The 25,812-nt window shown below is 62.3% G+C and carries 24 protein-coding genes and 1 riboswitch; of the genes, 12 read left to right on the forward strand and 12 right to left on the reverse strand.

The annotated features are described in order from the left end of the window. Nucleotides 1-17: 17 nt before the first annotated feature. The 8 genes from RRF64_RS12655 to RRF64_RS12690 all read right to left on the reverse strand — a co-directional run bounded on the left by RRF64_RS12655 (nucleotide 18) and on the right by RRF64_RS12690 (nucleotide 6,547). Complete coding sequence (locus RRF64_RS12655; protein WP_323846250.1) at nucleotides 18-614, reverse strand: acyl carrier protein phosphodiesterase; 597 nt, start codon at nucleotides 612-614, stop codon at nucleotides 18-20. Nucleotides 615-707: 93 nt separating this feature from the next. Beyond that, entirely contained in the window at nucleotides 708-2,291 is a 1,584-nt protein-coding gene (gene gshA / locus RRF64_RS12660; protein WP_323846251.1) for a glutamate--cysteine ligase, read from the reverse strand. Between the two features lie 146 nt (nucleotides 2,292-2,437). Further along, complete coding sequence (locus tag RRF64_RS12665) at nucleotides 2,438-2,908, reverse strand: hypothetical protein (protein WP_323846252.1); 471 nt, start codon at nucleotides 2,906-2,908, stop codon at nucleotides 2,438-2,440. 134 nt (nucleotides 2,909-3,042) lie between these two features. Beyond that, nucleotides 3,043-4,296 carry a malic enzyme-like NAD(P)-binding protein gene (locus RRF64_RS12670; RefSeq protein ID WP_323846253.1) on the reverse strand — a complete coding sequence of 418 codons (1,254 nt, stop codon included), beginning with the start codon at nucleotides 4,294-4,296 and terminating at the stop codon, nucleotides 3,043-3,045. Nucleotides 4,297-4,419: 123 nt separating this feature from the next. Next, entirely contained in the window at nucleotides 4,420-5,199 is a 780-nt protein-coding gene (locus RRF64_RS12675; protein WP_323846254.1) for a thermonuclease family protein, read from the reverse strand. 107 nt (nucleotides 5,200-5,306) lie between these two features. Beyond that, complete coding sequence (rpmE, locus tag RRF64_RS12680) at nucleotides 5,307-5,519, reverse strand: 50S ribosomal protein L31 (protein ID WP_323846255.1); 213 nt, start codon at nucleotides 5,517-5,519, stop codon at nucleotides 5,307-5,309. Between the two features lie 159 nt (nucleotides 5,520-5,678). Then, nucleotides 5,679-5,975: a winged helix-turn-helix domain-containing protein gene (locus tag RRF64_RS12685; RefSeq protein WP_323846256.1), complete on the reverse strand. Its 297-nt coding sequence runs from the start codon at nucleotides 5,973-5,975 to the stop codon at nucleotides 5,679-5,681. Continuing rightward, nucleotides 5,972-6,547 (reverse strand): hypothetical protein, encoded by a 576-nt coding sequence (locus RRF64_RS12690; RefSeq protein WP_323846257.1) that lies wholly within the window; start codon nucleotides 6,545-6,547, stop codon nucleotides 5,972-5,974. The genes RRF64_RS12685 and RRF64_RS12690 overlap by 4 nt, the downstream gene beginning before the upstream one ends. A gap of 152 nt (nucleotides 6,548-6,699) precedes the next feature. Between RRF64_RS12690 and RRF64_RS12695 the strand changes: the two genes are divergently transcribed. Together RRF64_RS12695 and RRF64_RS12700 are read left to right on the forward strand one after the other, a co-directional pair. Beyond that, nucleotides 6,700-8,913: a primosomal protein N' gene (locus RRF64_RS12695; RefSeq protein WP_323846258.1), complete on the forward strand. Its 2,214-nt coding sequence runs from the start codon at nucleotides 6,700-6,702 to the stop codon at nucleotides 8,911-8,913. 106 nt (nucleotides 8,914-9,019) lie between these two features. Continuing rightward, a complete protein-coding gene (locus tag RRF64_RS12700; protein ID WP_323846259.1) occupies nucleotides 9,020-9,607 on the forward strand; it encodes an SPOR domain-containing protein in 588 nt (195 codons plus the stop codon). A 29-nt stretch (nucleotides 9,608-9,636) separates the two neighbouring features. Here the strand turns inward: RRF64_RS12700 and RRF64_RS12705 are convergent, their stop codons facing one another. Continuing rightward, nucleotides 9,637-9,876 carry a DUF2798 domain-containing protein gene (locus RRF64_RS12705; RefSeq protein ID WP_323846260.1) on the reverse strand — a complete coding sequence of 80 codons (240 nt, stop codon included), beginning with the start codon at nucleotides 9,874-9,876 and terminating at the stop codon, nucleotides 9,637-9,639. A 113-nt stretch (nucleotides 9,877-9,989) separates the two neighbouring features. Here RRF64_RS12705 and hslV point away from each other — a divergent pair, with 113 nt between their 5' ends. The 8 genes from hslV to RRF64_RS12745 all read left to right on the forward strand — a co-directional run bounded on the left by hslV (nucleotide 9,990) and on the right by RRF64_RS12745 (nucleotide 18,779). Further along, nucleotides 9,990-10,529: an ATP-dependent protease subunit HslV gene (gene hslV, locus RRF64_RS12710; protein ID WP_323846261.1), complete on the forward strand. Its 540-nt coding sequence runs from the start codon at nucleotides 9,990-9,992 to the stop codon at nucleotides 10,527-10,529. Nucleotides 10,530-10,690: 161 nt separating this feature from the next. Then, nucleotides 10,691-12,013, forward strand: coding sequence for an ATP-dependent protease ATPase subunit HslU (gene hslU / locus RRF64_RS12715; protein ID WP_323846262.1), 1,323 nt, complete (start codon nucleotides 10,691-10,693; stop codon nucleotides 12,011-12,013). Between the two features lie 108 nt (nucleotides 12,014-12,121). Continuing rightward, nucleotides 12,122-12,499: a gamma-butyrobetaine hydroxylase family protein gene (locus RRF64_RS12720; protein ID WP_323846263.1), complete on the forward strand. Its 378-nt coding sequence runs from the start codon at nucleotides 12,122-12,124 to the stop codon at nucleotides 12,497-12,499. A 131-nt stretch (nucleotides 12,500-12,630) separates the two neighbouring features. Then, nucleotides 12,631-14,256, forward strand: a complete 1,626-nt coding sequence (locus tag RRF64_RS12725) for an alkaline phosphatase (RefSeq protein ID WP_323846264.1) — start codon at nucleotides 12,631-12,633, stop codon at nucleotides 14,254-14,256. 203 nt (nucleotides 14,257-14,459) lie between these two features. After that, nucleotides 14,460-14,561: riboswitch (TPP riboswitch) on the forward strand. A gap of 59 nt (nucleotides 14,562-14,620) precedes the next feature. Further along, entirely contained in the window at nucleotides 14,621-16,801 is a 2,181-nt protein-coding gene (locus RRF64_RS12730; RefSeq protein WP_323846265.1) for a TonB-dependent receptor, read from the forward strand. A gap of 152 nt (nucleotides 16,802-16,953) precedes the next feature. Beyond that, nucleotides 16,954-17,217, forward strand: coding sequence for a hypothetical protein (locus RRF64_RS12735; protein ID WP_323846266.1), 264 nt, complete (start codon nucleotides 16,954-16,956; stop codon nucleotides 17,215-17,217). Then, the gene (gene pnuC / locus RRF64_RS12740; RefSeq protein WP_323846267.1) at nucleotides 17,210-17,890 is read left to right on the forward strand and encodes a nicotinamide riboside transporter PnuC; all 681 of its coding nucleotides are present in this window, start codon (nucleotides 17,210-17,212) and stop codon (nucleotides 17,888-17,890) included. Before RRF64_RS12735 ends, pnuC begins: the two co-directional genes overlap by 8 nt. A gap of 10 nt (nucleotides 17,891-17,900) precedes the next feature. Next, nucleotides 17,901-18,779: a choline kinase family protein gene (locus tag RRF64_RS12745; protein WP_323846268.1), complete on the forward strand. Its 879-nt coding sequence runs from the start codon at nucleotides 17,901-17,903 to the stop codon at nucleotides 18,777-18,779. Nucleotides 18,780-18,829: 50 nt separating this feature from the next. Here the strand turns inward: RRF64_RS12745 and RRF64_RS12750 are convergent, their stop codons facing one another. Beyond that, nucleotides 18,830-20,332, reverse strand: coding sequence for an N-acyl-D-amino-acid deacylase family protein (locus RRF64_RS12750; RefSeq protein WP_323846269.1), 1,503 nt, complete (start codon nucleotides 20,330-20,332; stop codon nucleotides 18,830-18,832). A 261-nt stretch (nucleotides 20,333-20,593) separates the two neighbouring features. On the opposite strand from RRF64_RS12750, the gene RRF64_RS12755 reads away from it, so the two are divergent. Both RRF64_RS12755 and lysA read left to right on the forward strand, forming a co-directional pair. Next, nucleotides 20,594-21,763, forward strand: coding sequence for a serine hydrolase domain-containing protein (locus RRF64_RS12755; protein WP_323846270.1), 1,170 nt, complete (start codon nucleotides 20,594-20,596; stop codon nucleotides 21,761-21,763). Nucleotides 21,764-21,811: 48 nt separating this feature from the next. After that, the gene (lysA, locus tag RRF64_RS12760) at nucleotides 21,812-23,263 is read left to right on the forward strand and encodes a diaminopimelate decarboxylase (protein ID WP_323846271.1); all 1,452 of its coding nucleotides are present in this window, start codon (nucleotides 21,812-21,814) and stop codon (nucleotides 23,261-23,263) included. A 168-nt stretch (nucleotides 23,264-23,431) separates the two neighbouring features. On the opposite strand, the gene dbpA is transcribed toward lysA, so the two are convergent. Both dbpA and RRF64_RS12770 read right to left on the reverse strand, forming a co-directional pair. Beyond that, a complete protein-coding gene (gene dbpA / locus RRF64_RS12765) occupies nucleotides 23,432-24,835 on the reverse strand; it encodes an ATP-dependent RNA helicase DbpA (protein ID WP_323846272.1) in 1,404 nt (467 codons plus the stop codon). 246 nt (nucleotides 24,836-25,081) lie between these two features. Continuing rightward, nucleotides 25,082-25,810: an NYN domain-containing protein gene (locus RRF64_RS12770; RefSeq protein WP_323846273.1), complete on the reverse strand. Its 729-nt coding sequence runs from the start codon at nucleotides 25,808-25,810 to the stop codon at nucleotides 25,082-25,084. Nucleotides 25,811-25,812: the final 2 nt, after the last annotated feature.

A 25,812-nucleotide genomic window follows, 5' to 3' on the forward strand; every position in this document is an offset into this window, starting at 1 on the left:
CTGCTATCTATTCGCCGCTATTTATTCGTCAGCTCGCGCTGTCGAAACCGCGCGGCTTCGCGCTTCAAGTCGGCGAACAGCTTATTGAAATTGTGCTCCAGCGTTGCCCGGGCGGCGATCAGCTCGGGCAGTGCCTCGTGCAGCGGCACCGGGCGGCGCAGTCGCTGACCGACACGCTCGAGGGTGCGCGCGATCACCTGCTCGTCACCGTAACTCTGCAGCAGTTTAAATTGCTCGGCGCGGGCGATAAACGCCTGGGCGCGGGGCGGAATATACCGGCTGCGAACGTGAAAGTCCCGCCAGCATTGGTCACAGAAGTCGTCGAGCGGCTGCGGGTGCCACCGCGACCACTGGCGGCTGAGCAGGTGATCGAACCAGATATCCAGCACTATGCCGGCATAGCGCCGCCAGTGCGGGTCGAGTTGTGTCAGTGAAGCGCGGTAGGCCGGGTGTTTGTCGGTGCTGGCGTCGATGCGGCGGTGCAGGCGGATGCCCGCCTCTATCGCCGCCGGCCGCTCGCCGGTCAGCGGGCCCTTGACGAAATCCCCCAGCAGCCCGCCCAGACGCCAGTCCGGGTCGGGGCCGGACAGCAGCAGGTGGGCCAGATAGTTCATTCGGCTGTACCTGTGGGAGCCTGCCCTGCAGGCGATTTTTCTCGCACTGTTGCAGGTCGCCTGCAGGGCAGGCTCCTACGCGGGACAGTGTAATCAGCTCTGGCAGAAGATGTACTGCGCATAGTAGTGGCCGAGGAAATCCTCGAAAGTGCCCGTATCGGCGTCCTCGACCTGCCGCTGCTTCTGCAGCGACGCCTCCGCCAGGCGGGCGAATTCCTGCTGCGTGGCCGCATCCAGTGGCCGCTCGAGGAAGTACTGGCGGTGCTGCTCGGCCTTGTCCGCGGCCCATTGAAAGAAACTCTGCCCGCGCGCTTTCATCTCCGCGAGGATGTGTGCCGCCGGGGTCGCCAATTCGCCCTTGAGTTTAGCGCGCTGGACGCCGACCGCGCGGCGGTAGTCATCGCCGCCCCAGGCGCCGTCGAGCAGCTCGGCGATGGGTTCCATCTCGCGCAGCAGGCGCTCGGCCCAGTCGGTCAGCTTCAGCTCGCCGCCATTGTGGATCAACTGCAGTTCCGGATCGCGGCCGCGGTAGACGATACGGCTCTGGTTCTCCTGGGTCGCGCGGTAGTCGGCGTCGTCGGTCTTGGGGCTGTCCTGCAGCAGGCAGTGCAGCAGGAAGCTGTCGAGGAGGCGCATCTGCTGCGCGTCTATGCCCAGCGGCGCAAAGGGGTTCAGGTCGAGGCAGCGCACTTCGATATATTCCACCCCGCGATTGGCCAGCGCCGACAGCGCCGTCTCGCCCATCTTGGCCGGGTTTTTCGGCCGGATCGGCGAATAGAATTCGTTTTCGATCTGCAGCAGACCGGTGGACAGCTGCTGGTAATTGCCGTCGGCGTCCTTGACCCCCAGCGCGTGATAGGGGCCGTAGGGGCGGCTGATGGCCGCGCAGAGGGTGGAGAGATAGCTGGGCAGGTCGTTGTAGCAGACGATCAGCGACTGCTGCGCATCGCTGTTGTAGCCCAGGTCGCCCATGCGCAGCGAAGTCGCATAGGGGGCGTGCAGGCTGCGCGCGTCGCCATTGAACGGCTCGAGGCCGTGTTCGCGCCCGTCGACAAAGGAGGCGCACACCGCCGGCGCGGCGCCGAACAGGTAGATCAGCAGCCAGTAGTGCCGGCGGAAATTGCGGATCAGGTCGAAGTAGCGCCGGGTCTTGAATGCGCCCAGGTCCTCGCTGCTGCCCTCGTGCTCGTGCAGCCACTTCCACAGGTCATCGGATACGGAAAAATTGTAGTGGATGCCGGCGATGGTCTGCATCGCGCGGCCGTAGCGCAGGCCCAGGCCCAGCCGGTAGATGGTCTTCATGGTGCCGCTGTGGGAGCTGCCGTAGCGGGCCACCGGGATGTCCGCATCGGTACCGATACGGCAGGGCATGCTGTTGACCCACAGGCGCTCGTCGCCGATCTGGCTGTAGGTGTAGCGGTGAATGCGGTCGAGAATCTGCAGCGCCTCTTCCGGCGTCGCTACCGGCGGCGTGATGAACTCCAGCAGCGCCTCGGCAAAGTCGGTGGTGATGCTGTCGTGGGTCAGCGCCGAACCCAGTGTCTGGCCGTGCGGTGTCTGGGCCAGGGCGCCATCAGGTGTGACCCGCAGGCTCTCCTTCTCGATGCCGCGGCGAATGCCCTTCAGCAGTTGCAGCGTTTGCGGCTGGGCCAGCGCGGCCAGGTGGGAAATGGGCACTCGTAATTCCTCATATAGGCTGCCGGCACCTTATATTGGCTACCGACACCTTATCGGGATTGCCGCGCCTTGACCGGTAAGAGCGCGATATGGGGGCGGCGGCTCCATTCTCAACCGGCATGCAGTCTTCAACCGGATGAGAGTTATCAGCCGGCCGAAAGCACCGCCGCTCGCGCACCGTCATCGTCCGCTCCGGCTTCGTCCGGCTGCTCCGGCTCGATTTCCGGCGGTTCCTCGGGCGTTACTTCCGGGGCTTCCTCGGGCGCTACTTCCGGGGCCTGTTCCGGAACTATTTCCGGATTGCTCTCCGGCGGCATCTCTTCCGGCGAGCCGGGCTGAATTTCCGGTTCCCCCTGCGCGTCTTCCAGATCCGCGACCGGCTGCATCTCACCCAGCGCTCCCTCCGGGATCTGCGGCTGTCCCTTGGGGTTCAGCGCGCACTGCAGCAGTTCGATGCGCAGGCTCACATTGCGGGTATTGGCTTCGAACATCTGGTTGATGGCGACATCTTTGTGTTCGCTGCGAAACAGGCGGCCGGCGTCGCGGCCGTCGATCCATTCGCTGCTTTTGCTCAGAAACTGCTGGTGCTGATTGGTCAGCACGTAGACGTGACTCATGCGGTAGGAGAACTTTAATGCTGTAACAGATGGGCAGTGTAGCGACGGGGGGGCCGTCGCTCAAGAAGGGGTGCAGGTGACGCGACCGGCGGCCGCTCCCGCGGGGTAAGACGCGGGAGCGGCCGCCGCAACGGCTAGATCTCCGCCAGCGGGTAGTGCGCCGGATAGGGCAGCCGCGCCGAGCCACTGTCCACCGCGGCGCGGGCCACGGCCGCGGCGACGATCGGCAGCAGGCGCGGGTCGGTGGGCTTGGGCAGTATGTAATCGGGACCGAAACTGAGTTCCACGCCGCCATAGCCTGTGCGCACCGAGTCCGGCGCCGGCTCGTGGGCGATCTTGCGGACGGCCTCGATCGCGGCCAGTTTCATCTCCTCGTTGATGCGCGTCGCGCGCACGTCGAGGGCGCCGCGGAAGATAAACGGGAAGCAGAGCACGTTGTTGACCTGATTCGGGTAGTCCGAGCGGCCGGTGGCCATGATCAGGTCGTCGCGCACGCTGTGGGCCAGTTCCGGCCTGATCTCAGGGGTCGGGTTCGAGCAGGCGAAGACAACGGGCTTCGGCGCCATGCGCCGCAGCTGGTCGGCGGACAGCAGATCCGGGCCGGACACGCCGAGGAAGACATCGGCGCCCTCGATGGCGTCATCCAGCGTGCGCATCTCGGTGTCCCGCGCCCATTCGCCCTTGTAGGCGTTGATATCGGTGCGCCCGGAGTGGATCACGCCGCGGCTGTCGAGCATGGTGATCTGCTCCTTCTTGGCGCCGGCGGCCAGCATCAGTTTGCAGCAGGCAGTGGCGGCGGCGCCGGCACCCAGGCACACCATGCGCACGTCTTCGATCTTCTTGCCCTGAATTTCCAGCGCATTCAGCATGCCGGCCACGGTGACGATGGCCGTGCCGTGCTGGTCGTCGTGGAACACTGGTACCGGGCAGCGCTCGATCAGCGCCTCTTCGATATGGAAGCACTCGGGCGCCTTGATGTCCTCGAGGTTGATGCCGCCGAAAGTGTTGGCGATGGCGGCCACCGTCTGGATGAACTGCTCCGGGCTGTCGACGTCCACCTCGATATCCACCGAGTTGATATTGGCGAAGCGCTTGAACAGCAGCGACTTGCCTTCCATCACCGGCTTGGACGCCAGCGGACCCAGGTTGCCGAGGCCGAGAATAGCGCTGCCATTGGAGATCACCGCCACCAGGTTGCCCTTGCCGGTATACAGGTAGGCGGCATCCGGATCCTTAGCGATCTCCCGCACCGGTTCGGCGACCCCGGGGCTGTAGGCCAGGGACAGGTGTTCCTGGGTCTGGGCGGGGGTGGTCAGTTCTACCGACAGCTTGCCGGGGGTCGGCAGCGCGTGATAGTCGAGCGCGGCCTGGCGCAATGAGTCCGTCATCTTGGAAAATTTCTCTCGAATACAGCGGGGGAGCCTCTGCGGGTTCCGCCCTGGTTACTGCGGGGGGCGTGAGAATAACCGACCGCACCTTGTCGTCACAAGCGCAAAAATCGAGCGGTCGCGTTAATTTCTACTAAATTCAAGCGAATATTCGGAGTCGATCGAAATAAAAAAGCGCTTATGCTGCGGAAACCGAGATGTATATTTCGCGCCTCTGTCCACAAGCCAGCCTTTCACTTCGATTTGCGCCCCTTGCCAATCGCGCCGGCTGAGCTGGCCAGAATCCCCCGGTTGCGAGCCCTCGGCGAGCGGCAGGCGCAGGGCCACCGGGCCGTCCAGCTCCAGCCACAGGTAGCGGTTGCGGTCCACCTCCCGCACGGTGCCGCGCAGCAGCACAAAGCCGCCGTCGCCCGGCTGTACATCCGCGGCGCGCTTCACCGGCCAGACGCCCGGCGCCCAGATACCGCGACCGCGCCGGCGCGCACTCGCCTCCCGTTGCGCCAGGCACTCGGCCAGCGTCAGATTGGGGGCTATGGCGATATGAAATGCGAGGCCGGCGGACAGCAGCGCCGCTTCCAGGCTCTCGCCCCGGTGGTTGTAAACGTGACCCAGCGTGCGCCCGTGGCGATCGCGACGGTCGCGGTCGTAGAGGATGTGCAGGTCGCCGCCGGCCAGGAAGCGCCGGCTGAAGTCCCGCGCCTCCCGCGCCAGCGGCTCCGCCGCCCGGCCGCGCCTGGCCAGTTCCGGTGTATTGACGCCGATCAGGCGCAGGTGGCGGCCGTCGCCCAGCACCAGGGTGTCGCCATCCAGCACCCGGTCGAGCGCGGCCCGTTCGTCCGCCTGCCGATAGCCGCAGTCGGCGGCGGCGGGCGGCGCCGCCAGCAGGGCACAAACAAGCGCCAACAGCGGGGCATTAAAAAAGACACCGCGGGAAACCCAGGGTGTCTTTTCTGTGCGGGCCGCAGGCGCTTTGGTAATCACTGCGCCGCGGCCTGAAGCGCCGGTCGGGCTTATTTGCCGATACGGCTGCCGAAACGCTTCTTGAAGCGATCCACGCGGCCACCGGTGCTGGCTTCGCGCTGCTTGCCGGTGTAGAACGGGTGGCACTGGGAGCACACGTCGAGCTGCAGATCTTTGCCCAGGGTGGAGCGGGTCTTGATGGAGTTGCCGCAGGAGCAGGTAGCGGTAACGTCGGTGTAATTCGGATGGATATCGGTTTTCATGGTTGCCTCTTTTCGAATCCGCCACCCGATCTGCTGCCGGGCACGGAGTCGTCATTGGTGCAGGAACCGGAATGGTTCCGGGCTGTGTAAAAAGTCGGCGCATACTAATCAGATTAGCGTGGCGGTTCAAGCGCAAATGGCCGCGCGCCGCCGCATCGTTCACTCCGCTGCCGATATCAGCTGGCGCAGCGCGTCCAGGTGCCGGTCCAGTGCCTGCCGCCCCGCGGCGGTCAGGCGGTACCAGGTCACCGGCTTGCGCTCGACGAAATCCCGGCGCAGGCCGATATAGCCCTGCTCTTCCAGCCGCCGCAGCTGGGCGCCGAGATTGCCGTCGGTCACCTGCAGCTGCTCCTTGAAGCGGGAGAAGCTGATTTCCTCATGCCTGGCCAGCAGCACGCAGATACCCAGGCGCACCCGGTGCTCCAGTATCGGATCCAGGCCGCTCAGCGCCTTCATCGAACCGAGCCTCCGCGCAGCGCCGCGCGGCGGCCCAGGCCCGCCCACACCAGGCCGGCGCCGGCCACCAGACCGGTCAGCGTCCAGGCGTAGGGCGGCGACAGCAGCACAAGCACGCCGTAGGCAGCCAGCATCAGCAGGCCGCTGTAGAGCAGCGGTCGCTCCAGGTGCACGCCGGCCAGCGCGTAGGCGAGGCCCGCCGCCAGCAGGAAGTTGGTCGCACCGGTTTCCGCCGGCAGGCGCCCCGCGGCCAGCGGCAGGAAGCACAGCAGGAAGGCGACACCCGCGATGGTCCAGTGAAGGCCGTAGCGGCGCCCGAGGGCCGTGTCGTTGACGCCCTGGCGGCGCGCGTTGCGCGCCCCCCACCACCAGCTGAACAGGCCGCCGCCGATGCCGGCAATCAGCCAGTAGGGGGCCGCCAGCTGCGGGGCCAGGTCCGGCAGCGCGAAACCGATAGCGATCAGTGCGCCCCACATGAAGTAGAGCGCCGGAATGCCGCCGTGGCTGTCGCCGGCGCGCACGGCGCTGCTGACGTAATCCAGGTTCTCTTTGATTTTTTCCACATCCGTCATGGTCGTTTCCCTTGTGTTTTAGAGCACTCTGAAAGATAGAGTATGTACAGAGTACTCTAAAAAGTAGAGTTGGCAAGTGAAGGTTGCCGACCTGTGTACCTTGCGGCGCCAGCCAGTACACTAGCGCGATTTGCGACATTACAGGGGGTGCGGTGCAACAGTCGGTCAAACAAAGCTCGATCCTGCGGCTGGCGGTGCCAGTGCCGCTGCGGCGCCTGTTTGACTACCTGCCCCCGGCGGGCGTCGATCCGTCCCGCCTGGCGCCGGGCCAGCGCTTCTGGGTACCTTTCGGCGGGCGCAAGCTGGTCGCGGTGCTGGTAGATGTGGTCAGTGAGTCATCACTCACGCAGCTGAAGCCGGCGCTGGAACAGATCGATCGCGAACCGCTGTTCGACCGGCGCAGTCGCGAATTCCTGCACTGGGCCGCCGACTACTACCAGGCCCCGGTCGGCGAAATCTATGCCGCCGCCCTGCCCGCCGCGCTGCGCAAGGGCAGGCCGGCCGACCACTGGGCCGAGCAGTGGCTGCAGCTGACCGTCGAGGGCAAGGGGCTGCCGGAGTCGGCCCTGGCGCGGGCGCCGAAACAGCAGGCACTGCTGCAGTTGCTGCTGCAGCGCGGCCGCCAGAGTCGCACCCAGCTGAAAGCTCAAGGCCACACCGGCACCATCGTGCGCGCGCTGCAGGAGCGCGGCCTGGTCGAATGGGTCGCCGGACCCACAGTGCCGCCGCCGCTGCCCGCCGCCGAGCCAGCACCGCCGCCGGAACTGAATCAAGAGCAGCAACAGGTGCTGGCGGCCATCGGCACGGATTCTTTCTCCGCGACCCTGCTCGAGGGCACCACCGGCAGCGGCAAGACCGAGGTCTATCTGCGCCTGATGGAGCGGGTACTCACTCAGGGGCGCCAGGCGCTATTGTTAGTACCGGAAATCGGCCTGACCCCGCAGACGCTGCGCCGCATCGCGGCGCGCTTTCCCGATCGCAGTATCGCCGCGCTGCACTCGGGCCTCGCCGAGGGCGAGCGCGCCCAGGCCTGGCTGTCCGCGGCCGCCGGCCAGGCGGATATCGTCATCGGCACCCGCTCGGCAATTCTGACGCCGCTGCCGCGCCTCGGCGCGGTGATCGTCGACGAGGAACACGACGGCTCCTTCAAGCAGCAGGACGGCGTGCGCTACTCGGCCCGCGACCTGGCGGTGGTGCTGGGCCGCAATGCCGGGGTGCCGGTGCTTTTGGGCACGGCCACGCCGTCGCTGGAGAGCCTGCACAATGCACTCAGCGGCCGCTACCAGCACCTGCGTATACGCCAGCGCGCCGGCAATGCGCGCCCGCCGCAGATAAGTCTGGTCCCTACCCTGGGCCAGCCGCTGAAGGAGGGCTTCGCGCCGCAGGTGCTGCGCCATATCGGCGACACCCTGGCCCGCGGCGAGCAGGCGCTGGTGTTTATCAACCGGCGCGGCTTTGCGCCGGCGCTGGCCTGCGACGACTGCGGCTGGCTGGCCGACTGCCCCCACTGCTCCAGCAAGCTGACCATGCACCGGCGTCAGCGCCAGCTGCGCTGTCACCACTGCGACTACCGCCGCCCGCTGGTGGACAGCTGTCCCCAGTGCCACAGCCGCTCGATCTCCGCCCTCGGCGGCGGCACCGAGCGCAGCGAGGAGCTGCTCGCGCGGCGCTTCGCCGGCTTCCCGGTGATTCGTATCGACCGCGACACCACCAGCAGCAAGCAGGCCCTGGACAATCTGCTGGCGCCGGCCCGCGACGGCAAGCCCTGCCTGTTACTGGGCACCCAGATGCTGGCCAAGGGCCACCATCTGCCGCGGGTGACGCTGGTGGTGATCCAGGACGCCGACGGCGGGCTCTTCAGCGCCGACTTCCGCGCCGCCGAGCGCACCGGGCAATTGCTGGAACAGGTGGCCGGCCGCGCCGGCCGCGGTGATCTCCCCGGCCGGGTGCTGGTGCAGAGCCGCTACCCCGAACACCCGCTGCTGCAGCTGCTGCTGGAAAAGGGCTACGGCGCCTTCGCCCGCCAGCTGCTGCGCGATCGCGCCGTGGCGCAACTGCCGCCGCTGCGCGCCATGGCGCTGGTGCGCGCCGAGTGCGAGGAGCCGCGCTGGGCGGAGGAATTCCTGCAGGCGGCGCGCGAATACATGCAGTCGCTGGCGCCGCCCTCGCCGGAGCTGCAATACCTGGGCCCGGTGCCCGCGCTCTTGGAGCGCAAGTCCGGCCGCTTCCGCTTCTATGTCCAGGTCACCGCCGAGAAACGCGCGCAGCTGCAGCCGCTGCTGGCGCACCTGTGCCAGTGGGCCGAGGGCAGCAGGAACCGCCGCCTGCGCTGGGCGGTGGATATGGATGCGCAGGAACTGTCGTAGCGGCGGGGTGCGCGCTATTTTGCGCCAGACTCACCGCGGAGGGGGCGATTGGCGTTACAATTTCCGTCTGACGAGAGAGTGAATTAGAAAAAGGAAAGAGACTTCCATGAGCCGTCGCAACGCCAGCCGCCGCAGCAGCAGTTCCGCGGGCAAACCCGCCTGGGTCTGGTTCGTACTGGGCAATTTCGTCGGCGGCTTCGTGGTCTTCCTGATCTTCCTGCACGGCCTCAAGGAGGACGGCAAGCCCGCCGCCATCACCAAGCGCCAGCCGCCGGCCAAGCAGGCGGAGGAGCAGCCCGACGCACCGCGCTTCGATTTCTACACCCTGCTGCAGGAAAACGAGGTGTCGGTACCGCCGCCGAAAACCGCCAAGCCGGCGCGGCACAGTGCCACATCCGGCGGCGACTCCGGCAGCAAGAGCGCAACCGCGGAGTCGCCCGCCGCTGAGCCCGCCCTGGTCTACATTCTGCAGGCGGCCTCCTTCCGCGAGGCGGCCGAGGCGGAGCGGCTGCGCGCCCAGCTGACCCTGGCCAACCTGGACGTGAAGGTGGAGACCGCCACCGACAGCCGCGGCACCTGGCATCGCGTACTGGTCGGCCCCTACACCAGCCGCTCGCGCGTCGCCAAGGCGCGCGAAGTGCTGGCGGATCACAAGCTGATGCCGCTGGTGCTCAAGCGCCCGGCCAAATCCTAAGCGCCTGTCGGGCTAGCCTCTGCTTAAGGTTAAAGCTCTTTCGCCTGCACGAATCTGCGCGTCAGCCGGTGGGCGAGTGGCGCGATGAATGACACCAGAGGAAACGCCACCACCCAGGCCACCAGCCAGGCGCGCAGCCAGCGCAGCGGGAAGCCGGCGTCCAGGCCGGTGTTGATGAAGGTGATCACGCCGGACATCAGCAGCGACATCAGGCAGGACATGATCAGGGCGAATACCAGGGTGTAGTGGCGCGAGGACAGGGAGGCCAAGGGAATACTCCGCGAAGATACAGCAGCGCGCATTATAGCCACCTCGGTTGAAATTCCGCCCCGCCGACCTCACTTATTGACTCTCAACCGAATTCCCCTGTAAGAGGCCCCCAGTGGAACAGTATCGCGGAACCACCATTCTCTCCTGCCGCCGCAACGGCAAAGTCGTGATCGGCGGCGACGGCCAGGTCTCCATGGGCAACACCATCATGAAGGGCAATGCGCGCAAGGTGCGCCGCCTGCACGACAACAAGGTCATCGCCGGTTTCGCCGGCGGCACCGCCGACGCCTTCACCCTGTTCGAGCGCTTCGAAGCCAAGCTGGAGGCCCATGGCGGCCAGCTGACCCGCGCCGCGGTGGAGCTGGCCAAGGACTGGCGCACCGACCGCGCCCTGCGCCGGCTGGAGGCGCTGCTGGCGGTGGCCGACGCCACCGCCAGCCTGATCATCACCGGCAACGGCGACGTGATCCAGCCGGAGGACGACCTGATCGCCATCGGCTCCGGCGGCCCCTTCGCCCAGTCCGCCGCCCGCGCGCTGCTGGACAACACGGATATGGACGCGCGCACCATCGTCGAGCAGGGCCTAAAGATCGCCGGCGATATCTGCGTCTACACCAACCAGAATCACACCATCGAAGAACTGAGCTACTAGAAAGCGCACAGGCCCGATGTGAAGGTCGGGCGCCGGGGCAAGGGTTTCGGAACCGTCGGCGCAGGGATGTCGCCGCCGGAGCGTACAGGGATGTATTTACAGCGATTCCGAAACCCTTGCCCCGGTGACCGGCCGCCACCGCACTTAAACCGAGAACTCCTATGTCCGAATCCCAGATGACCCCCCGCGAAATCGTCCACGAACTCGACCGCCATATCGTCGGCCAGCAGGACGCCAAGCGCGCCGTGGCCATTGCGCTGCGCAACCGCTGGCGGCGCATGCAGGTGAGCGAGGAGCTGCGTGCGGAAATCACCCCGAAGAATATCCTGATGATCGGTCCCACCGGGGTCGGCAAGACCGAGATCGCGCGCCGCCTGGCCAAGCTGGCCGGCGCGCCCTTTATCAAGGTCGAGGCGACCAAGTTCACCGAGGTCGGCTATGTCGGCCGCGATGTCGAATCCATCGTGCGCGACCTGGTGGAGATGGCAGTAAAGCTCGAGCGCGAGAAAGCCATGGAAGGCGTGCAGCAGCGGGCCATGGACGCCGCCGAGGAGCGCATCCTCGACGCGCTGCTGCCGCCGGCGCGCTCCACCGAGCCCGGCGACAGGGATTCCAGCACCCGCCAGCTGTTCCGCAAGAAGCTGCGCGAGGGCCAGCTGGACGACAAGGAAATCGAGATCGACATGGCCGCCGCCCCCATGGGGGTGGAGATCATGGCGCCGCCCGGCATGGAGGAGATGACCAATCAACTGCAGGGCCTCTTCTCGAATATGTCCCAGGGCAAGACCAAGAAGCGCAAGCTCACCGTCAAGCAGGCCCTGAAGCAGCTCACCAATGAGGAGGCGGCCAAGCTGGTCAACGACGAGGACGTGAAGTCCCGCGCTATCCGCGCCGCCGAGGAAAACGGCATCGTGTTTCTCGACGAGATCGACAAGGTGGCCAAGCGCCAGGAGACCGGCGGCGCCGACGTGTCCCGCGAGGGCGTGCAGCGCGACCTGCTGCCGCTGATCGAGGGCAGCACCGTCACCACCAAGTACGGCATGATCAAGACGGACCATATCCTGTTCATCGCCTCCGGCGCCTTCCACCTGTCGAAGCCGTCGGACCTGATTCCGGAGCTGCAGGGCCGGCTGCCGATTCGCGTCGAGCTGGACTCCCTCACATCCGGCGATTTCCAGCGCATTCTCACCGAGCCGTCGGCGTCGCTGACCGAGCAGCAGAAGGCCCTGCTGGCCACCGAGGGCCTGCAGCTGGAATTTACCGAGGACGGCATCCGCCGCATCGCCGAGGTCGCCTTCGAGGTCAATGAGCGCACCGAGAATATCGGCGCGCGCCGCCTGCACACGGTGCTGGAGCGGCTGCTGGAGGAGATTTCCTTCGACGCCGGCGACGGCGACAAGAAGGTGACCATCGACGGCAGTTATGTAGACAGCCACCTCGGTGAGCTGGCTCGGGACGAAGATCTGTCCCGCTTTATCCTGTGAACCCCGGCATCCGGTAGATATTGTGGGAGCGAAGCCCGCGCGCGATTACCCGGTGCCGGGTAAATCGCCTGCAGGGCAGGCTTCCACATCAATTGGAGAGTCCCGTCTGTGGCAGCGCCGCAAAAAATCCGACTGAGCCGTGCAGAGAAAAGCCTGCAGATCGTATTCGCCGATGCCGAATTCACGCTGCCGGCGGAGTACCTGCGCGTCTTCTCCCCCAGCGCCGAGGTGCGCGGCCACGGCGGAGCAGAGCCGGTGCTGGTCAGCGGGAAAATGCATGTGGGCATTGATAAGGTCGAGGCCGCCGGGCGCTACGCGCTGAAAATAAACTTCGACGATGGCCACGACACCGGCATCTATACCTGGGAATACCTGCGCGAGCTCGGCGAAAATTACCCATCCAACTGGGATGACTATCTGCGGCGCCTGCGCGCGGCGGGCAAGAGCCGCGATCCGGATGAGAGCGCGGTGAAAATCATCGGCTGAACGAGCGCACGTTTTTGTAACAATGCCGTCGTAAAATCGCCGCGATATTTTTTCTTTTTTACTTTTAGTTTTTGTATAGCTTGATGTCCGTCCGCGGCACGGCGGGCGCAAAGCATTATTCGGGAGGGGGAATGGTAAAGTTCGCAAGTCTGGCACTGGCGGTGTCTGTCGCCTCGATGGTCGCCGCGTGCAACAAGGGTGAGGCATCGCCGGGCGAGGCCGTCACTGAAACCACCATCAGCGCAAACTCAACAACACCCTCAACAAATAGATCCGCCCTCTCCCCCCACCAGCGTGACAGCGCCTGGTTCAGCGACGGCCGGCAGGCGGTCGAGTCCGCCAGACGGCGCCCGATCAACAACACGCGTGGCGCGGCCAAAAATATCATCCTGTTTGTCGGCGACGGCATGGGCATCTCCACCGTCACCGCCGCGCGCATCCTGGCCGGCCAGCGGCAGGGACTCGACGGCGAGGAATACCAGCTCAGCTTCGAGAAGATGCCCTTCGCCGGCCTGATCAAAACCTACAACACCAACCAGCAGACCCCGGATTCCGCCGGCACTGCCACCGCCCTGGTCACCGGCGTAAAGACCAAGGCCGGCGTGCTCAGCGTGGCCGAGGATGTGGCGCGCGGCGATTGTGCGGCGAGCCTGGAAAAGCCGCTGACCACGGTGCTGGAGCTGGCAGAGCTGCGCGGCAAGAGCAGCGGCATTATCAGCACCGCGCGCATCACCCACGCCACGCCGGCGTCTACCTACGCCAAGGTGCCGGAGCGCGGCTGGGAATCCCAGGCGCCGCAGGGCTGTCGCGATATCGCCGCACAGCTGGTGGCGCTGGAGGCCGGCGACGGCATCGACCTGATCATGGGCGGCGGCCGCCGCGCCTTCCTGCCCGACAGCGTCACCGATCTCGAGGGCGACAAGGGCAAGCGCGAGGACGGCCGCAACCTGGTCGAGGAGTGGCAGCAGCGCTACGCCGCGGGCGCCATCAAGACCGCCTATATCGAGGACCGGGCCGGATTCGACGCACTGGATATCGCCGGCACCGACAAGCTGCTGGGCCTGTTCAACGCCTCCCATATGCACTACGAGGCGGACCGCGGAAACGACAAGGCCGGCGAGCCGTCGCTGAGCGAGATGACCGCCAAGGGGCTGAAGTTCCTGCAAAAGAACGAAGATGGCTACTTCCTGCTGGTGGAGGGCGGCCGCATCGACCACGGCCACCACGCCGGCAGCGCCTACAACGCGCTCAGCGACGCGGTGGAGTTCGCCAGGGCCGTGCAGGTGGCGATGGACAGCACTAATCCCGAGGACACGCTGATCCTGGTCACCGCCGACCACAGCCACGTGATGACCATCGCCGGCTACCCGACCCGCGGCAATCCGATACTCGGCAAGGTGGTGGCCAACGACGGCAGCGGCCAGCCGGAGACGGCGCCGAGCCTGGCCGCGGACGGCCTGCCCTACACCACCATTGGCTACGGCAACGGTTTCGGTTATGCGGAGCTGGGCGATGAGACGGACGCGGACGCGCGCTACGGTCACAAGGTCGACGCCGGCCGCAGGGACCTGACTGAGGTCGACACCACCAGTCCCGGCTTCCACCAGGAGGCGCTGGTGCCGCTGGCATCGGAATCCCACGGCGGCGAGGATGTGGGTATCTGGGCCAGCGGGCCCGGTGCGCACCTGATCAGCGGCACCCACGAGCAGAACTACGTGTTCCACGTCATGGCCCGCGCCGGCGGATTGCTGGAATAAAGCGGCGCCGCTCCTACAGTGCCCTCCATAACGTCTGCAGAAAACTTCTGCTATCATCTCGCCCGCAACACCTAAGGGGTGGCAAAAAGCCATTTCATAACGTAGCGAGCGGGTGTCTGGTGGTGATCACCGGAGCGCAGGCAGCGGAATGTACATAAGTACATGAGCACGCCGAGCACCGCTGGGCGCCGCCAGGCACACGCGCAGTAGTTATGAAGTGGTTTTTAAGGCCTGAGATGCTCCATGAGCAAACCCTTGAACCTGATCCGGTTAATACCGGCGTAGGAATAGGTCAGTACTCGAAAAAACCTCCTCACGTCGCACCCCGGGTCTCTTTCACTCCAGCTTCCCTTGAGAGAGAACCATGAATCACCCATCGAGAATAAAACCGATTGCCTGGTCCGTCGGACTGGCCGTCTGTCTGTCCGGCGGAACTGCCGGCACCGCCGCGGCGGCCGAGCGGAGCAGCACCGGCCTGACCGGCCTGGAGGAAATCACCGTTACCAGCGAGCTGCGCGACACCAGCCAGCTCGACCTGCCCGCCAGCGTCAGCGTGCTGGACAAAGCCGCGATCAATGCGCGCGGCGCCAGCAATCTGGAGCAGCTGCTGAACCTGGCTCCCAACGTCAACTTCGCCGCCGGCGCGTCGCGCGGGCGGTTTGTGCAGATCCGCGGTATTGGCGAGCGCAGTCAGTTTATCGACCCGGTCAATCCGTCGGTCGGCCTGATTATCGATGGCATCGACTTCACCGGCCTCGGCCTGTCCGCCAGCACGCTGGATATCGAGCAGGCAGAAATTCTGCGCGGCCCGCAGGGCACCCTGTACGGCGCCAATGCGCTGGCCGGCCTGATCAGCATGACCAGCGCAGCGCCCACCGGCGAACCGCTAGCCAAAGTCTCCGCGGAAGTGGCGGAGTACAACGGCCGCACCCTGTCCGCGGTCGGCAGCGGCGCGCTGACCGACAAGCTGAGCTACCGCATCGCCGCGCGCAACCAGCAGTCCGACGGCTTTATCGACAACTATCATCTCGATCGCAGTGACACCAACAAGGTCGACGAGTCGGTGGCGCGCGGCAAACTGCGCTATCGGGCGAGCGACGATCTGCAACTGGATTTCGCCGCGCTCTATCTCGAAGCCGACAACGGCTACGATGCCTTCTCGCTCTACAACACCCGCGAAACCCTCTCAGACCAGCCGGGCTGGGACCGCCAGGAAACCCTGGCCGGCTCGCTGATCGCGCGCTGGTCCGGCAGTGAACTGTTCACGCTGGAGAGCACGCTGAGCGCAGCCAACTCGGATACCGAGTACGGCTACGACGAAGACTGGACCTACGTCGGCTTCCACCCCTACGAATACAGCTCCACCGACAACTATCTGCGCGACAGAGACAACCTGAGCGCCGACCTGCGCCTGCTGTCGACAGAAGCCTCCAAACTTTTCAGCGGCCGCAGCAGCTGGGTGGCCGGCGTTTACGTCCGCGATGAAAGCGAGAACCTGGAGCGCAACCAGGGCCTTCAGCCAAATGAGCGCTTCACCAGTGAATTCGATACACAGAACGCGGCAATTTACGGCCAGCTAAGAACCGAAATAAGCGCGGCGCTCGCGCTGGTAACCGGGCTCAGGTTCGAGCAGCGCGATGCCGACTATGCGGATTCGCTGGCGGTGGCTGCGGACAAGAACGAAAACCTGTGGGGCGGCAACGTCACACTGGAATACCGCACCAGCGACAACACGCTGGTCTACGGCACCGTCTCCCGCGGCTACAAGGCGGGCGGCGTCAACGCCGGTATCATCTCCGCTTCCGCCAGCAACCCGGACATCCGCCGCGACCAGTTTGAGTTCGACACGGAGCAGATGCTCAATTACGAACTCGGCCTCAAAGGTGCCTGGCTGGAGAACCGCCTGCAGGCGCAACTGGCGGCCTTCTACCAGGACCGCAGCGACGTACAGGCCAAGCAGTCGATCTTCGACCCGAGTGATTTCTCTTTCGACGACTATCTGACCAACGCCGCCGGCGGCAACACAAGCGGCCTGGAAGTGGAGCTGAACTATCTCGCCAGCGAATCCCTGCGCCTGTTCGCGTCCGCGGGCTGGCTGAACGCAGAGTTCGAAAACTTTGTCAGCACGTCCCACGTCGATGCGCGGGACGACTGGAATGGCATTGCACTGGCACCGGTGGATCTCGACGGCCGCGACCTGGCCCATGCACCCAACTACCAGTTCTTCACCGGCACCGAATACTCATTCACGCCGAATCTGATTTTGCGCCTGGAAGTGGAGGGCAAAGACGCCTTCTATTTCTCCAACAGCCACGACGAGAAATCCACCGCCTACGAACTGCTGAACGCGCGCCTGACCTACCTGGGCGAAAACTGGGAGCTGGCGCTCTGGGGCAGAAACCTGACGGACGAGGATTACTACACCCGCGGCTTCTACTTCAGCAACCAGTTCGGCAACAACCCCGCCAGCGACTATGCACCGGAGGCCTACTACCAGTACGGGGAGCCGCGCGTGGCGGGTATAAGCGGAACCTACACCTTCTAACCCAAATGCGGGGCTCGGCACTGACCCGCCGGCCTCCTGTGGGAGCCTGCCCTGCAGGCGATTGGGGATCGGCGACACCGGGCCCCACCGCGTAGGGAGCGCACGGCGCACCCTACGCCCAAATGCAAATTCTCAATTTAAGAGATGCCCTTATGAAACTCTCGGTAGAAATCAGCATGTACCCGCTAAAGGACGAGTACATCCCCGGCATTCAGGACTTTATCGACCGCCTGAACGGCCACCCCGGCCTGCGCGTGCTCACCAACACCATGAGCACCCAGGTGTTCGGCGATTACGATCTGCTGATGGACATGCTGAAAGAGGAAATGCGCACCTCCTACGAGAAACACGGTCGCGCCATCTTTGTGTGCAAATTTATCGACGGCGACCTGGCGCCGGCAGCAAGCGATGTTTAACGCAGAAATCGGCAGCGCCATCGCCGCCTCCCTGGCGGCCATGTCCCTGTGGGAAATTACCGCGGTCATCCTCGCCCTGGCCTACCTGCTGCTGGCGATGAAAGAGAAAATCAGCTGCTGGTATGCGGCCCTCGCCAGCACGCTGATCTACCTGTTCCTGTTCTGGGACGTCAGCCTGCTGATGGAGTCCGCGCTGCAGGTGTTCTACCTGTTGATGGCCGTCTACGGCTGGTGGCAGTGGCGGCACAGCCGCGGCGAGCAGCAGGATTTGAAAATTCACCGCTGGCCACTGCGCACTCATCTGCTGGTATTCGCGGGTGTCGGCGCACTGACAATGGTGTTTGGCTACCTGCTGGAATCTTCCACCGGCGCCGCCCTGCCCTATCTGGATTCCTTCACCACATGGGGCGCAGTCGTCACCACCTATATGGTGACGCGCAAGGTGCTGGAAAACTGGCTCTACTGGATAGTGGTCGACGGCATCTCCATCTATCTGTATCTCGACCGGGAACTCTACCTGACCGCGCTGCTGTTTGTGCTCTACGTGATCATCGTGATCGTCGGTTTTTTTCAGTGGCGGGCCATCTACCGGCGGGAACAGCTTGCCGGTGGCGCGGTAGCGGGAGACTCTGCCTTGCCCCCGTCGAGCATCGAGCCTGTACCGCAGCGGTGATGGCATCGAGATGACCGACTCTTGTCTAGACATTATTCCGCCCGACTGGCGGAACTGGAGCGCATCCACACCCACCGTAGTCAAGCCGCTGGACGGCGGCTTGACCAACCGGAGCTTCCTGCTCGAGGCTGGCGATGACCTGCTGGTGTTGCGCATTAACTCCGCGATCAGTGCGTCGCTCGATCTGAACCGCACCGCGGAACATCAGGCGCTCCTGCGCGCAAATAACGCCGGAATCTGTGCCCCGCTGATTTACTGTGATCCGCAGCAGCAGTATCTGGTTACCCGCTACCTTCCTGGCGGGCCCTGGGATATGGGCAGTGCTGGCGCACTGCGGCGACTAGCGCGGCTAGTGCGCAGCATCCATGCATTGCCGGACATCGACGCAAAACTGGATATCAACGCTAAGGCGGCCAATTACTGGCAGTCGATCGATGACCGGGCGGATTTCACTCCGGCGCTGCGCGCGCTGGCGCAGGAAGTCCAGTGGCATATCACTGCGGCCGGGGCGTTGAGTCGCGGTGCCCGCCTTTGTCACAACGACTTACTGATAACAAACCTGATCGCTGCCAGCGGGGGAAATCTGTATGCGATCGACTGGGAGTACGCCGCAATGGGCGACCCCTTCTACGATCTGGCAGTGATTGTGGAAGAGCACGGGCTGGACACGGCACAACAGCAGTTGTTGCTCAGCGAATATCTGAACGAACCTGTGGCTGCGATCGACCGGCAGCGGCTCGACCACTGGCGGGTCATTTACGGGTATTTGTGCGCGCTTTGGTATGCCGTCCAGTGGAGCACCGGCGCCATGGCCGAACCTGGAATCAAAGCGAAAATTGGCAACAAAGCCCGCAATCTATCCGCTCTGAGTTCCGCTGTGCGCGGCTAGCTGGCAGCCGCGCAGGTTCCTACAGGACGCCCGCAGCATAGCGCCACGCCTCATCTCCTTATCACCGTGCCAGGCAATGCACCGGAAGCCCTTTCATTTTGAAAGACCACCTTGCCATTGACCCATACGGTATCTATTCCCACGGAAGGCAAACCCGGTTCCTCGATGGTGGCCCTGTCGGTGATGCTTGCCGGATTAAACAGCACTAAGTCGGCGTAGAAGCCCGGGCGTATATAGCCGCGCTCCGCAATGCCCGTATGCTCGGCGGCCAGGCCGGTGGCCTTGTGTATCGCAGTTGCCAGGTCCAGGGAATTCTCCTCACGAACATAGTGACCGAAAATTCGGGGGAAGCTGCCTGCGCCGCGTGGGTGGCCGTCCTTCAATGCCCCGTCAGAGCAAAAATTGGTGTGCGGCCAGGACATGAAATCCTTCACGTCGGCGTCGCTCATACTCACACCCACGACCTGCTGGCCGTTGAACGCAGGATCGTGTTGCTTGGCGATTTTCAATAACCACAGGTATGTGGCCGCTGGAGCCTCGTTGCGCATGGCGGCGACATCGGCAATGGTCTTCCCGACGAATTCCGGCATGGCATCGAACTGGGTGATGTGCATGCCGTCAGCAGTACTCAGCTCGGTCAGGGCATATTCTGCGGCCCCGATGTCCTCAAAATTGCGCTCGGGAAACAGTACGGTCAGGGTGGACTGCCAGTAGGTGTAGGGGTAAATGTCGGCGCTGACGTCTATGCCCGCTTTGCGCGCGGCATCCAGGCGCGCCAGCACCTTGCCGGCCTGACCCCACAGCGACAATGCACCCAGCTTGATATGCGAAATCTGTACCGGCAGCCCGGCCTGTTCGCCTATGCTTACCAGCTCTTCCAGTGCCTGCCAGAAGTACCGGTCTTCACTGCGCAGATGGCTGATGTAGCGGCCGCCCGCCGCAGCGGCTACGTGGGCCAGCGCCAGTACCTCGTCAGTGCTGGAATATATGCCGGGGTCGTATTCCAGGCCGGTTGACAGGCCCAGTGCGCCCGCCTCCATATCGGCGCGTAACAGGTCCTGCATTTTTCGGATTTCACCGGCCGTGGCCTTGCGGTTGGCCAGACCCATGACCTTTTCCCGCAGAGTATTGTGCCCCGCGTAGCTGGCGATGTTGACGCTGACAGGGTGGCTTTGCCGGTGCGCGAAATACCGGGCGAGCGGCAGTTCATCCGGCGAGCTGCCGTCCTGCCCGACAACGATGGTAGTGATGCCCTGGCTGACGGCCTCGATGGCTGCCGGTGAGTCGTCGATGCCAAATTCGTGGTGTGAGTGGGTGTCGATAAAGCCCGGCGCCAAAACCAGTCCCCTGGCATCAACGAGCTTATCGCCTGCCTGCGATTGGACGTCGCCCACCTGAACAATGCGGCTGCCATCAATCTTAACGGAGGTGATCACCCCGGCGGCGCCGGTGCCATCAAACACGGTGGCATCTTGGATAATGGTGCCGGCATAAGCCGAAACGCAGGACAAACAGGCCGTGGTGGCGAGGGCGCGAAATGATGCCTTTATCACGAATCGGATTCTCCGCACTCGCAAGGGCGCCTCGCGAGCTTTGTTGTTATTAAAATGCCGAGAACTGCATTGGCCAATCGATAGTAGAACCAATGCCATGTCCGAACAAGCACCCGTTAAATGTCCTCCTTTTGTCTTTAGGTGATTGAAAGTATTCCATTTGTCTCGACACCCAGAGTTGCCGCATGAAAGTTAGTAGCTCAATTTGGCGCGACATTGCTATGATCCGGACAATCGACACCCAATGATCCGGAGAATGCGATGCGAACCTGGCGAAGAAAAACGATCGTTGCATTGCTTGCGTTCGCCGGCTGCCCTTTAGCAGGTGCCGAGGATCATTCGGTCGACGTGCCGGCGCAGGCGGGCGGCACCCTGAGCAGTAAGATCGATACACTGTTCCAAAGCTTCGAGCAGCAGGCCGGGCCGGGCTGCGCGGTAGGGGTCATTCACAATGGCCGCTACCTGCACAAAGCCGGCTATGGCATGGCGAACCTGGAATACAAAATCGCGATCGACGGCGCAACGGTTTTCCGCATCGGTTCCACGTCCAAACAATTTACCGCTATGGCAGTGGCGCTGTTGGCCGAGCAGGGCAAGATCGACCTCGATGCCGATATCCGCGAATACCTGCCGGATCTTATCCCATACCAGCATAAGGTAACGATCAGGCAAATCATTCATCACCTGGGCGGCATGGGTGATTACGACCATCCGGTATTTAAAAAGGCCGATGGTGCTGAGTTTCGCTTTGGCAATGAGGACTACTGGACCATCAGCGAGTTTTACCAGCGGGTGCGCCAGGCTGATCTGGAACTGCCGCCTGGTGAGCAGTGGCAGTATTCCAATCTAGGCTATTTCTTGCTGTCCCAATTGGTGGAAAAGGTCAGCGGCCAGACCTTGAGCCAGTTTGCCGCGCAGAATATTTTTGCGCCGCTGGGCATGACCCACACGCTATTCAACGATAATGTCCGCCAGATAATTCCACGCAGGGCCGATGGTTATCTGAAGCTGCCCGGCGGTGGCTATGAAACATATATGACCAATTTGGATTGGGTCGGCGATGGTGGTGTCTATACTTCCCTGGAAGATTTTATCTTGTGGGACCGGAATTTTTACCACAATGTGTTGGGAAAAACCGGAAGCCAGTTAATTGAGCAATTCAGCACGCCCGGTGAAAACACTGACCACTCATCGGAAGAGGGTACGCCGGAAACCTACAGCTTCGGCCAGTTCCACGGGAACCTGCAGGGGCAGCCGGCCATTTATCACTCGGGCAGCTGGGTGGGGTTCAAAAGTTTTTACAGCCGCTTTCCGGAATTGGGCCTGTCGACCGTGATGTTTTGCAATGCCGAGCATATCGATGCGCGTAAACTGAGCGAGCGGGTGATTCAGTTGAGCCTGCAAACATTAAATATCAACACTAGCCGATAAGAACACGGCTTGTGCGTTATCGCGCATGGCCGTGAAAGAGCAGATGCGATGAAACAAGCCGTTGCCCTATATCCATGGGCCAGAAGCAATTATCTCACCAGCAAAGATGGCCGCCTGCATATTGACGGCGTTGACGTCAATGAACTGATAGAACGCTATGGATCACCGCTGTACGTCTTTTCTGAAAGGCAGCTGCGAGAGAATGCGGAGAGCATTCTCAAGCATTTTCGCCGTGTTCACCGCAATACGACGGTGTGTTTTGCCAGCAAGGCCAACGCAAATATCGCCGTGCTGCAGGTGTTCAAGGATGCGGGCCTCAATATTGAAATCAACTCTGGGGGAGAGTTCCACAAAGCCATGGTCGCCGGCTATCCGGCCACAGATATGGTGTTTAATGGAGTCGCCAAGCTGGACAGTGAGCTGCGGAAGGTGATCGCCGCAGGCATCAAAGCGATCAATGTGGATTCCCTCAGCGAGCTTCAGCGTATCCTTGAGATAGCACGGGAACTCGCGCAGAGAGCGAATATCACCCTGCGGATTATCCCCGAAATAAAGGGCGGCGCTGCCGCAGGTTGGGAGACAGGCACCTCCGAATCCAAATTTGGCATGACCCGCTCAGAACAGTTGCAGGCCATTGCGCTGATCAACCAACATCCCCGATATCTGAAGATGACCGGCGTACACGCCCATATAGGTACCCAGGTAACGGATATCAGCGCCTACCAACGAGAGGCCGCATTCCTGATTGCCTACTTCAAAGAGGTCACTGAACTGCTGCCCTACCCGCTGGAGCATATCAATCTGGGAGGCGGGTTCCCAAAAAACTACAGCAGCTCGGAAGATAACTGGAGTACGGTCGCTGAACACTATAAAAGCAATTACCGTACGGAAATTGATTTCGGGATCTTGTCGCGGACCCTGATAGCGCCTATCAGTCGGGCCCTGGGAGAATCCGTCGAAATTATCGTGGAACCGGGTCGCAGTATGGTGAGCGATACCGGCATCCTGCTCAGCCGCGTCGAGGCACAAAAAGAGCGCAACCAGCACACCATGTACTATCTGGATGCCGGTTACAGCGTATTGTTTGATGCCTTTATCGGCTGGTATTTCCACATGATCAACGCCAGTCGTGCAGATGACACCGACACGAACCTGTGCAAAGTGGTGGGTCCGCTGTGTGACAGCAGTGATGTCTTCTACGATATCGAGGGTGAGGGATATGTAAAGACGCTGTTGCGAGATCAGCCGGAACTGCTCGAGCACAAGGCCCTGCTGGAGAAGGTGCTGGTACATCAGCCCAGCATGCGCGAGCTACCCACCGCTACACAGGTCGGTGATGTGTTGGCGCTGTTTGACGTGGGTGCCTACGGTCTGGAAATGATGAATGATTACTGCGGCAGGTTATCGGCCGCGGCGGTGATGGTGGATATACAGCAAGACAGCAGATTGATTCGCAGGCGAGCGCAGGAAGAAGATTTGTTGCGTTACGATGTTTACTGAACCGCATACCTTCGACTATAACCTGGGAGCACGCCGCTATAGCCAACAGATAAGGCCACCCATTTGGTTGGCCTTATCTGCCCGGATACTATCTACGGAGACCTCTTCGCATGCGTTGGGGTTTCAATATGAAACTGGCGCGCACTATTGTGCGGCAGCCTAGAACGCTCAGACACCCACAATGCGCGCGCGGAACTTGCGGCCCTTTATTTTGCCATCGGCAAGCTTGCCCAGGGCTTTTTTCGCCACCGCGCGCTCCACCGCGACAAAGGTCGAGAAGTCGAAAAGCTGGATCTTGCCGATCTGTGATCCGTCGATGCCGCCATCGCCGGTCAGGGCGCCGACCACATCGCCGGCACGCACTTTCTGCTTCTTGCCACCGTCGATCTGCAGCGTGGACATCCGCGGTCGGGACGGCGCAAATCCCCTGGGCAGCGGCGGGATCTCCTGCAGCGTGATCGGCTGCTGCAGCAGTTCTTCCAGCCGCTCGATTTTGTAGATCTCTTTCTTGCTGACCAGTGTCAGCGCCAGGCCCTTCTGCCCGGCCCGCCCGGTGCGGCCGATACGGTGCACATGGACCTCCGGATCGCGGGAGAGGTGGTAGTTCACCACCATCGGCAGCTCCTCGATATCCAGCCCGCGCGCAGCCACGTCCGTCGCCACCAGGATAGAGGCGCTGCCGTTGGCAAACAGTGCCAGGGTGCGATCGCGGTCCTTCTGCTCCATGTCGCCGTGCAGCGCAAGCGCGGCAAAGCCGGCGCGCTTCAGCGCCTGGGCCGCCTCATCGGTTTCCTTTTTGGTGTTGCAGAAAATCACCGCCGATGACACGTCATGACTGGCCAGCAACTGGTACAGCGCCGCGGGCCGCTGCTCGTTGTTTTCCACTTGATAAAAATTCTGCTCGATCGTGCCCTGGGTGTGCGCCGTGGTCACTTCCACCTTGACCGGGTTGTGCATTACCCGGGTTGCCAGTGCGTCGATGGTGTTCGGGTAGGTGGCGGAAAACAGCAGTGTCTGCCGCTCCCGCGGCAACTCCGCCAGAATCTGGTCCAGCACCGCCTGGAAGCCCATATCCAGCATCCGGTCCGCCTCGTCCAGTACCAGCGTCTCCACCCCGCCCAGGTCGAGATTGCCCTTGCGCAGGTGATCCTCGATGCGGCCCGGTGTCCCCACCACGATATGCGCACCGTGCTTGAGCGAGCCGACCTGCGGCCCGAACGGCATACCGCCGCACAGCGTCAGGATCTTGATGTTGTGAATCGCCCGCGCCAGCTTGCGCAGCTCCCGCGCCACCTGGTCCGCCAGCTCCCGGGTAGGGCACAGCACCAGCGCCTGCACCCGAAACCGGTCAGTCTGCAGCTTGTGCAGCACACCCAGGCCAAAAGCGACGGTCTTGCCCGAGCCGGTCTTGGCCTGCCCGATGACATCCCTGCCCGCCACAATCGCCGGCAGCGCGGCAGCCTGGATTTCTGTAAGACGCTCGTAGCCGAGGTCCTGCAGGTTTTTCAGCAGGGGCTGCTGCAGTGGTAGGGACTGGAAATCGCGGGGGTGGTCGGTGTCGGGTGTTGTCAAAACAGGCACTCATTTGGGGGAATAGCGGGGCATTGTAGGTAAGCGGCGGGGAATTTCCTATTGGAAACGGATAAAAACCATGCTAGCTATCAACGGGTAAAGGCAATTGGACGAGACAGCTAGATGAGCTGCGGGTACAGACTTGTCTCTGATTCCGTTTGAATTAGGGGATCAGAGCAATAATTTGAAGCTAATTGTTCGGTGAGGCATGTGCATGCACAGCAATTTAAGCGTCTTTCTATAAATTTATTTTCGAGCATCTTTAATAAACATCGCGGAGCCATCGTTTCTCATTTCAATCTCAAATAATTCGGTTGCTCTTATTAAGTCTCCTAATTTCTTATATCCATAGTTTATGGCGGAGAACGAACTGTTATTCGAAATATAGTGGCCGACTTTACTCATATGAGCCCATTCGTCATCTTCTGAAGTTTGCTCTACAGCAGTTCTTAATAATCTTACTAATGAAGTATCACCACGCAATTCATTTCTGCCTTTCTTCTTTGTTCGTATAGTGTCAATAGATTTTTGTTCGTCCTGATTAATTAAGTTTTCGGTATAGATAAAAGTTGAGCATGCATCAACAAATGGTTTCGGTGTCTTTTTCTCACCAAAACCATAGACCATAAAGCCACTCTCCAGCATTCTGAGTACGAGTGGGGTAAAATCACTATCACTTGTCATTAGAGCAAATGCATCGACATTCTTGCTATATAGTAAATCCATCGCATCGATGATCATTGCGGAATCGGTGGCATTTTTTCCTTTGGTGTACGCAAATTGCTGCATTGGCCGTATGGCATGGGGATGCAATCGTTCAATCCAGCCCGATAGTGAAGGATTATTCCAGTCACCATGAGCATGTCGAACATTGACCATTCCGTACTTGGCTAATTCCTCTAAAACGCCCTCAATTGAGTTGTGACTCACGTTATCACAATCAATTAACAGTGCTATCCTTTTACCTATTGGCACCA

This window comes from Microbulbifer magnicolonia (assembly GCF_035117725.1).
Classification (GTDB): Bacteria; Pseudomonadota; Gammaproteobacteria; order Pseudomonadales; family Cellvibrionaceae; genus Microbulbifer; species Microbulbifer magnicolonia.

What these genes read in the sequence shown, in the direction of transcription:
- RRF64_RS12655 (WP_323846250.1), bottom strand. Translation starts at nt 614, where the DNA reads ATGAACTATCTGGCCCACCTGCTGCTGTCCGGCCCCGACCCGGACTGG.
- RRF64_RS12665 (WP_323846252.1), bottom strand. Translation starts at nt 2,908, where the DNA reads ATGAGTCACGTCTACGTGCTGACCAATCAGCACCAGCAGTTTCTGAGC.
- RRF64_RS12670 (WP_323846253.1), bottom strand. Translation starts at nt 4,296, where the DNA reads ATGACGGACTCATTGCGCCAGGCCGCGCTCGACTATCACGCGCTGCCG.
- rpmE (WP_323846255.1), bottom strand. Translation starts at nt 5,519, where the DNA reads ATGAAAACCGATATCCATCCGAATTACACCGACGTTACCGCTACCTGC.
- RRF64_RS12685 (WP_323846256.1), bottom strand. Translation starts at nt 5,975, where the DNA reads ATGAAGGCGCTGAGCGGCCTGGATCCGATACTGGAGCACCGGGTGCGC.
- RRF64_RS12690 (WP_323846257.1), bottom strand. Translation starts at nt 6,547, where the DNA reads ATGACGGATGTGGAAAAAATCAAAGAGAACCTGGATTACGTCAGCAGC.
- RRF64_RS12700 (WP_323846259.1), top strand. Translation starts at nt 9,020, where the DNA reads ATGAGCCGTCGCAACGCCAGCCGCCGCAGCAGCAGTTCCGCGGGCAAA.
- hslU (WP_323846262.1), top strand. Translation starts at nt 10,691, where the DNA reads ATGTCCGAATCCCAGATGACCCCCCGCGAAATCGTCCACGAACTCGAC.
- RRF64_RS12725 (WP_323846264.1), top strand. Translation starts at nt 12,631, where the DNA reads ATGGTAAAGTTCGCAAGTCTGGCACTGGCGGTGTCTGTCGCCTCGATG.
- RRF64_RS12730 (WP_323846265.1), top strand. Translation starts at nt 14,621, where the DNA reads ATGAATCACCCATCGAGAATAAAACCGATTGCCTGGTCCGTCGGACTG.
- RRF64_RS12735 (WP_323846266.1), top strand. Translation starts at nt 16,954, where the DNA reads ATGAAACTCTCGGTAGAAATCAGCATGTACCCGCTAAAGGACGAGTAC.
- pnuC (WP_323846267.1), top strand. Translation starts at nt 17,210, where the DNA reads ATGTTTAACGCAGAAATCGGCAGCGCCATCGCCGCCTCCCTGGCGGCC.
- RRF64_RS12745 (WP_323846268.1), top strand. Translation starts at nt 17,901, where the DNA reads ATGACCGACTCTTGTCTAGACATTATTCCGCCCGACTGGCGGAACTGG.
- RRF64_RS12755 (WP_323846270.1), top strand. Translation starts at nt 20,594, where the DNA reads ATGCGAACCTGGCGAAGAAAAACGATCGTTGCATTGCTTGCGTTCGCC.
- lysA (WP_323846271.1), top strand. Translation starts at nt 21,812, where the DNA reads ATGAAACAAGCCGTTGCCCTATATCCATGGGCCAGAAGCAATTATCTC.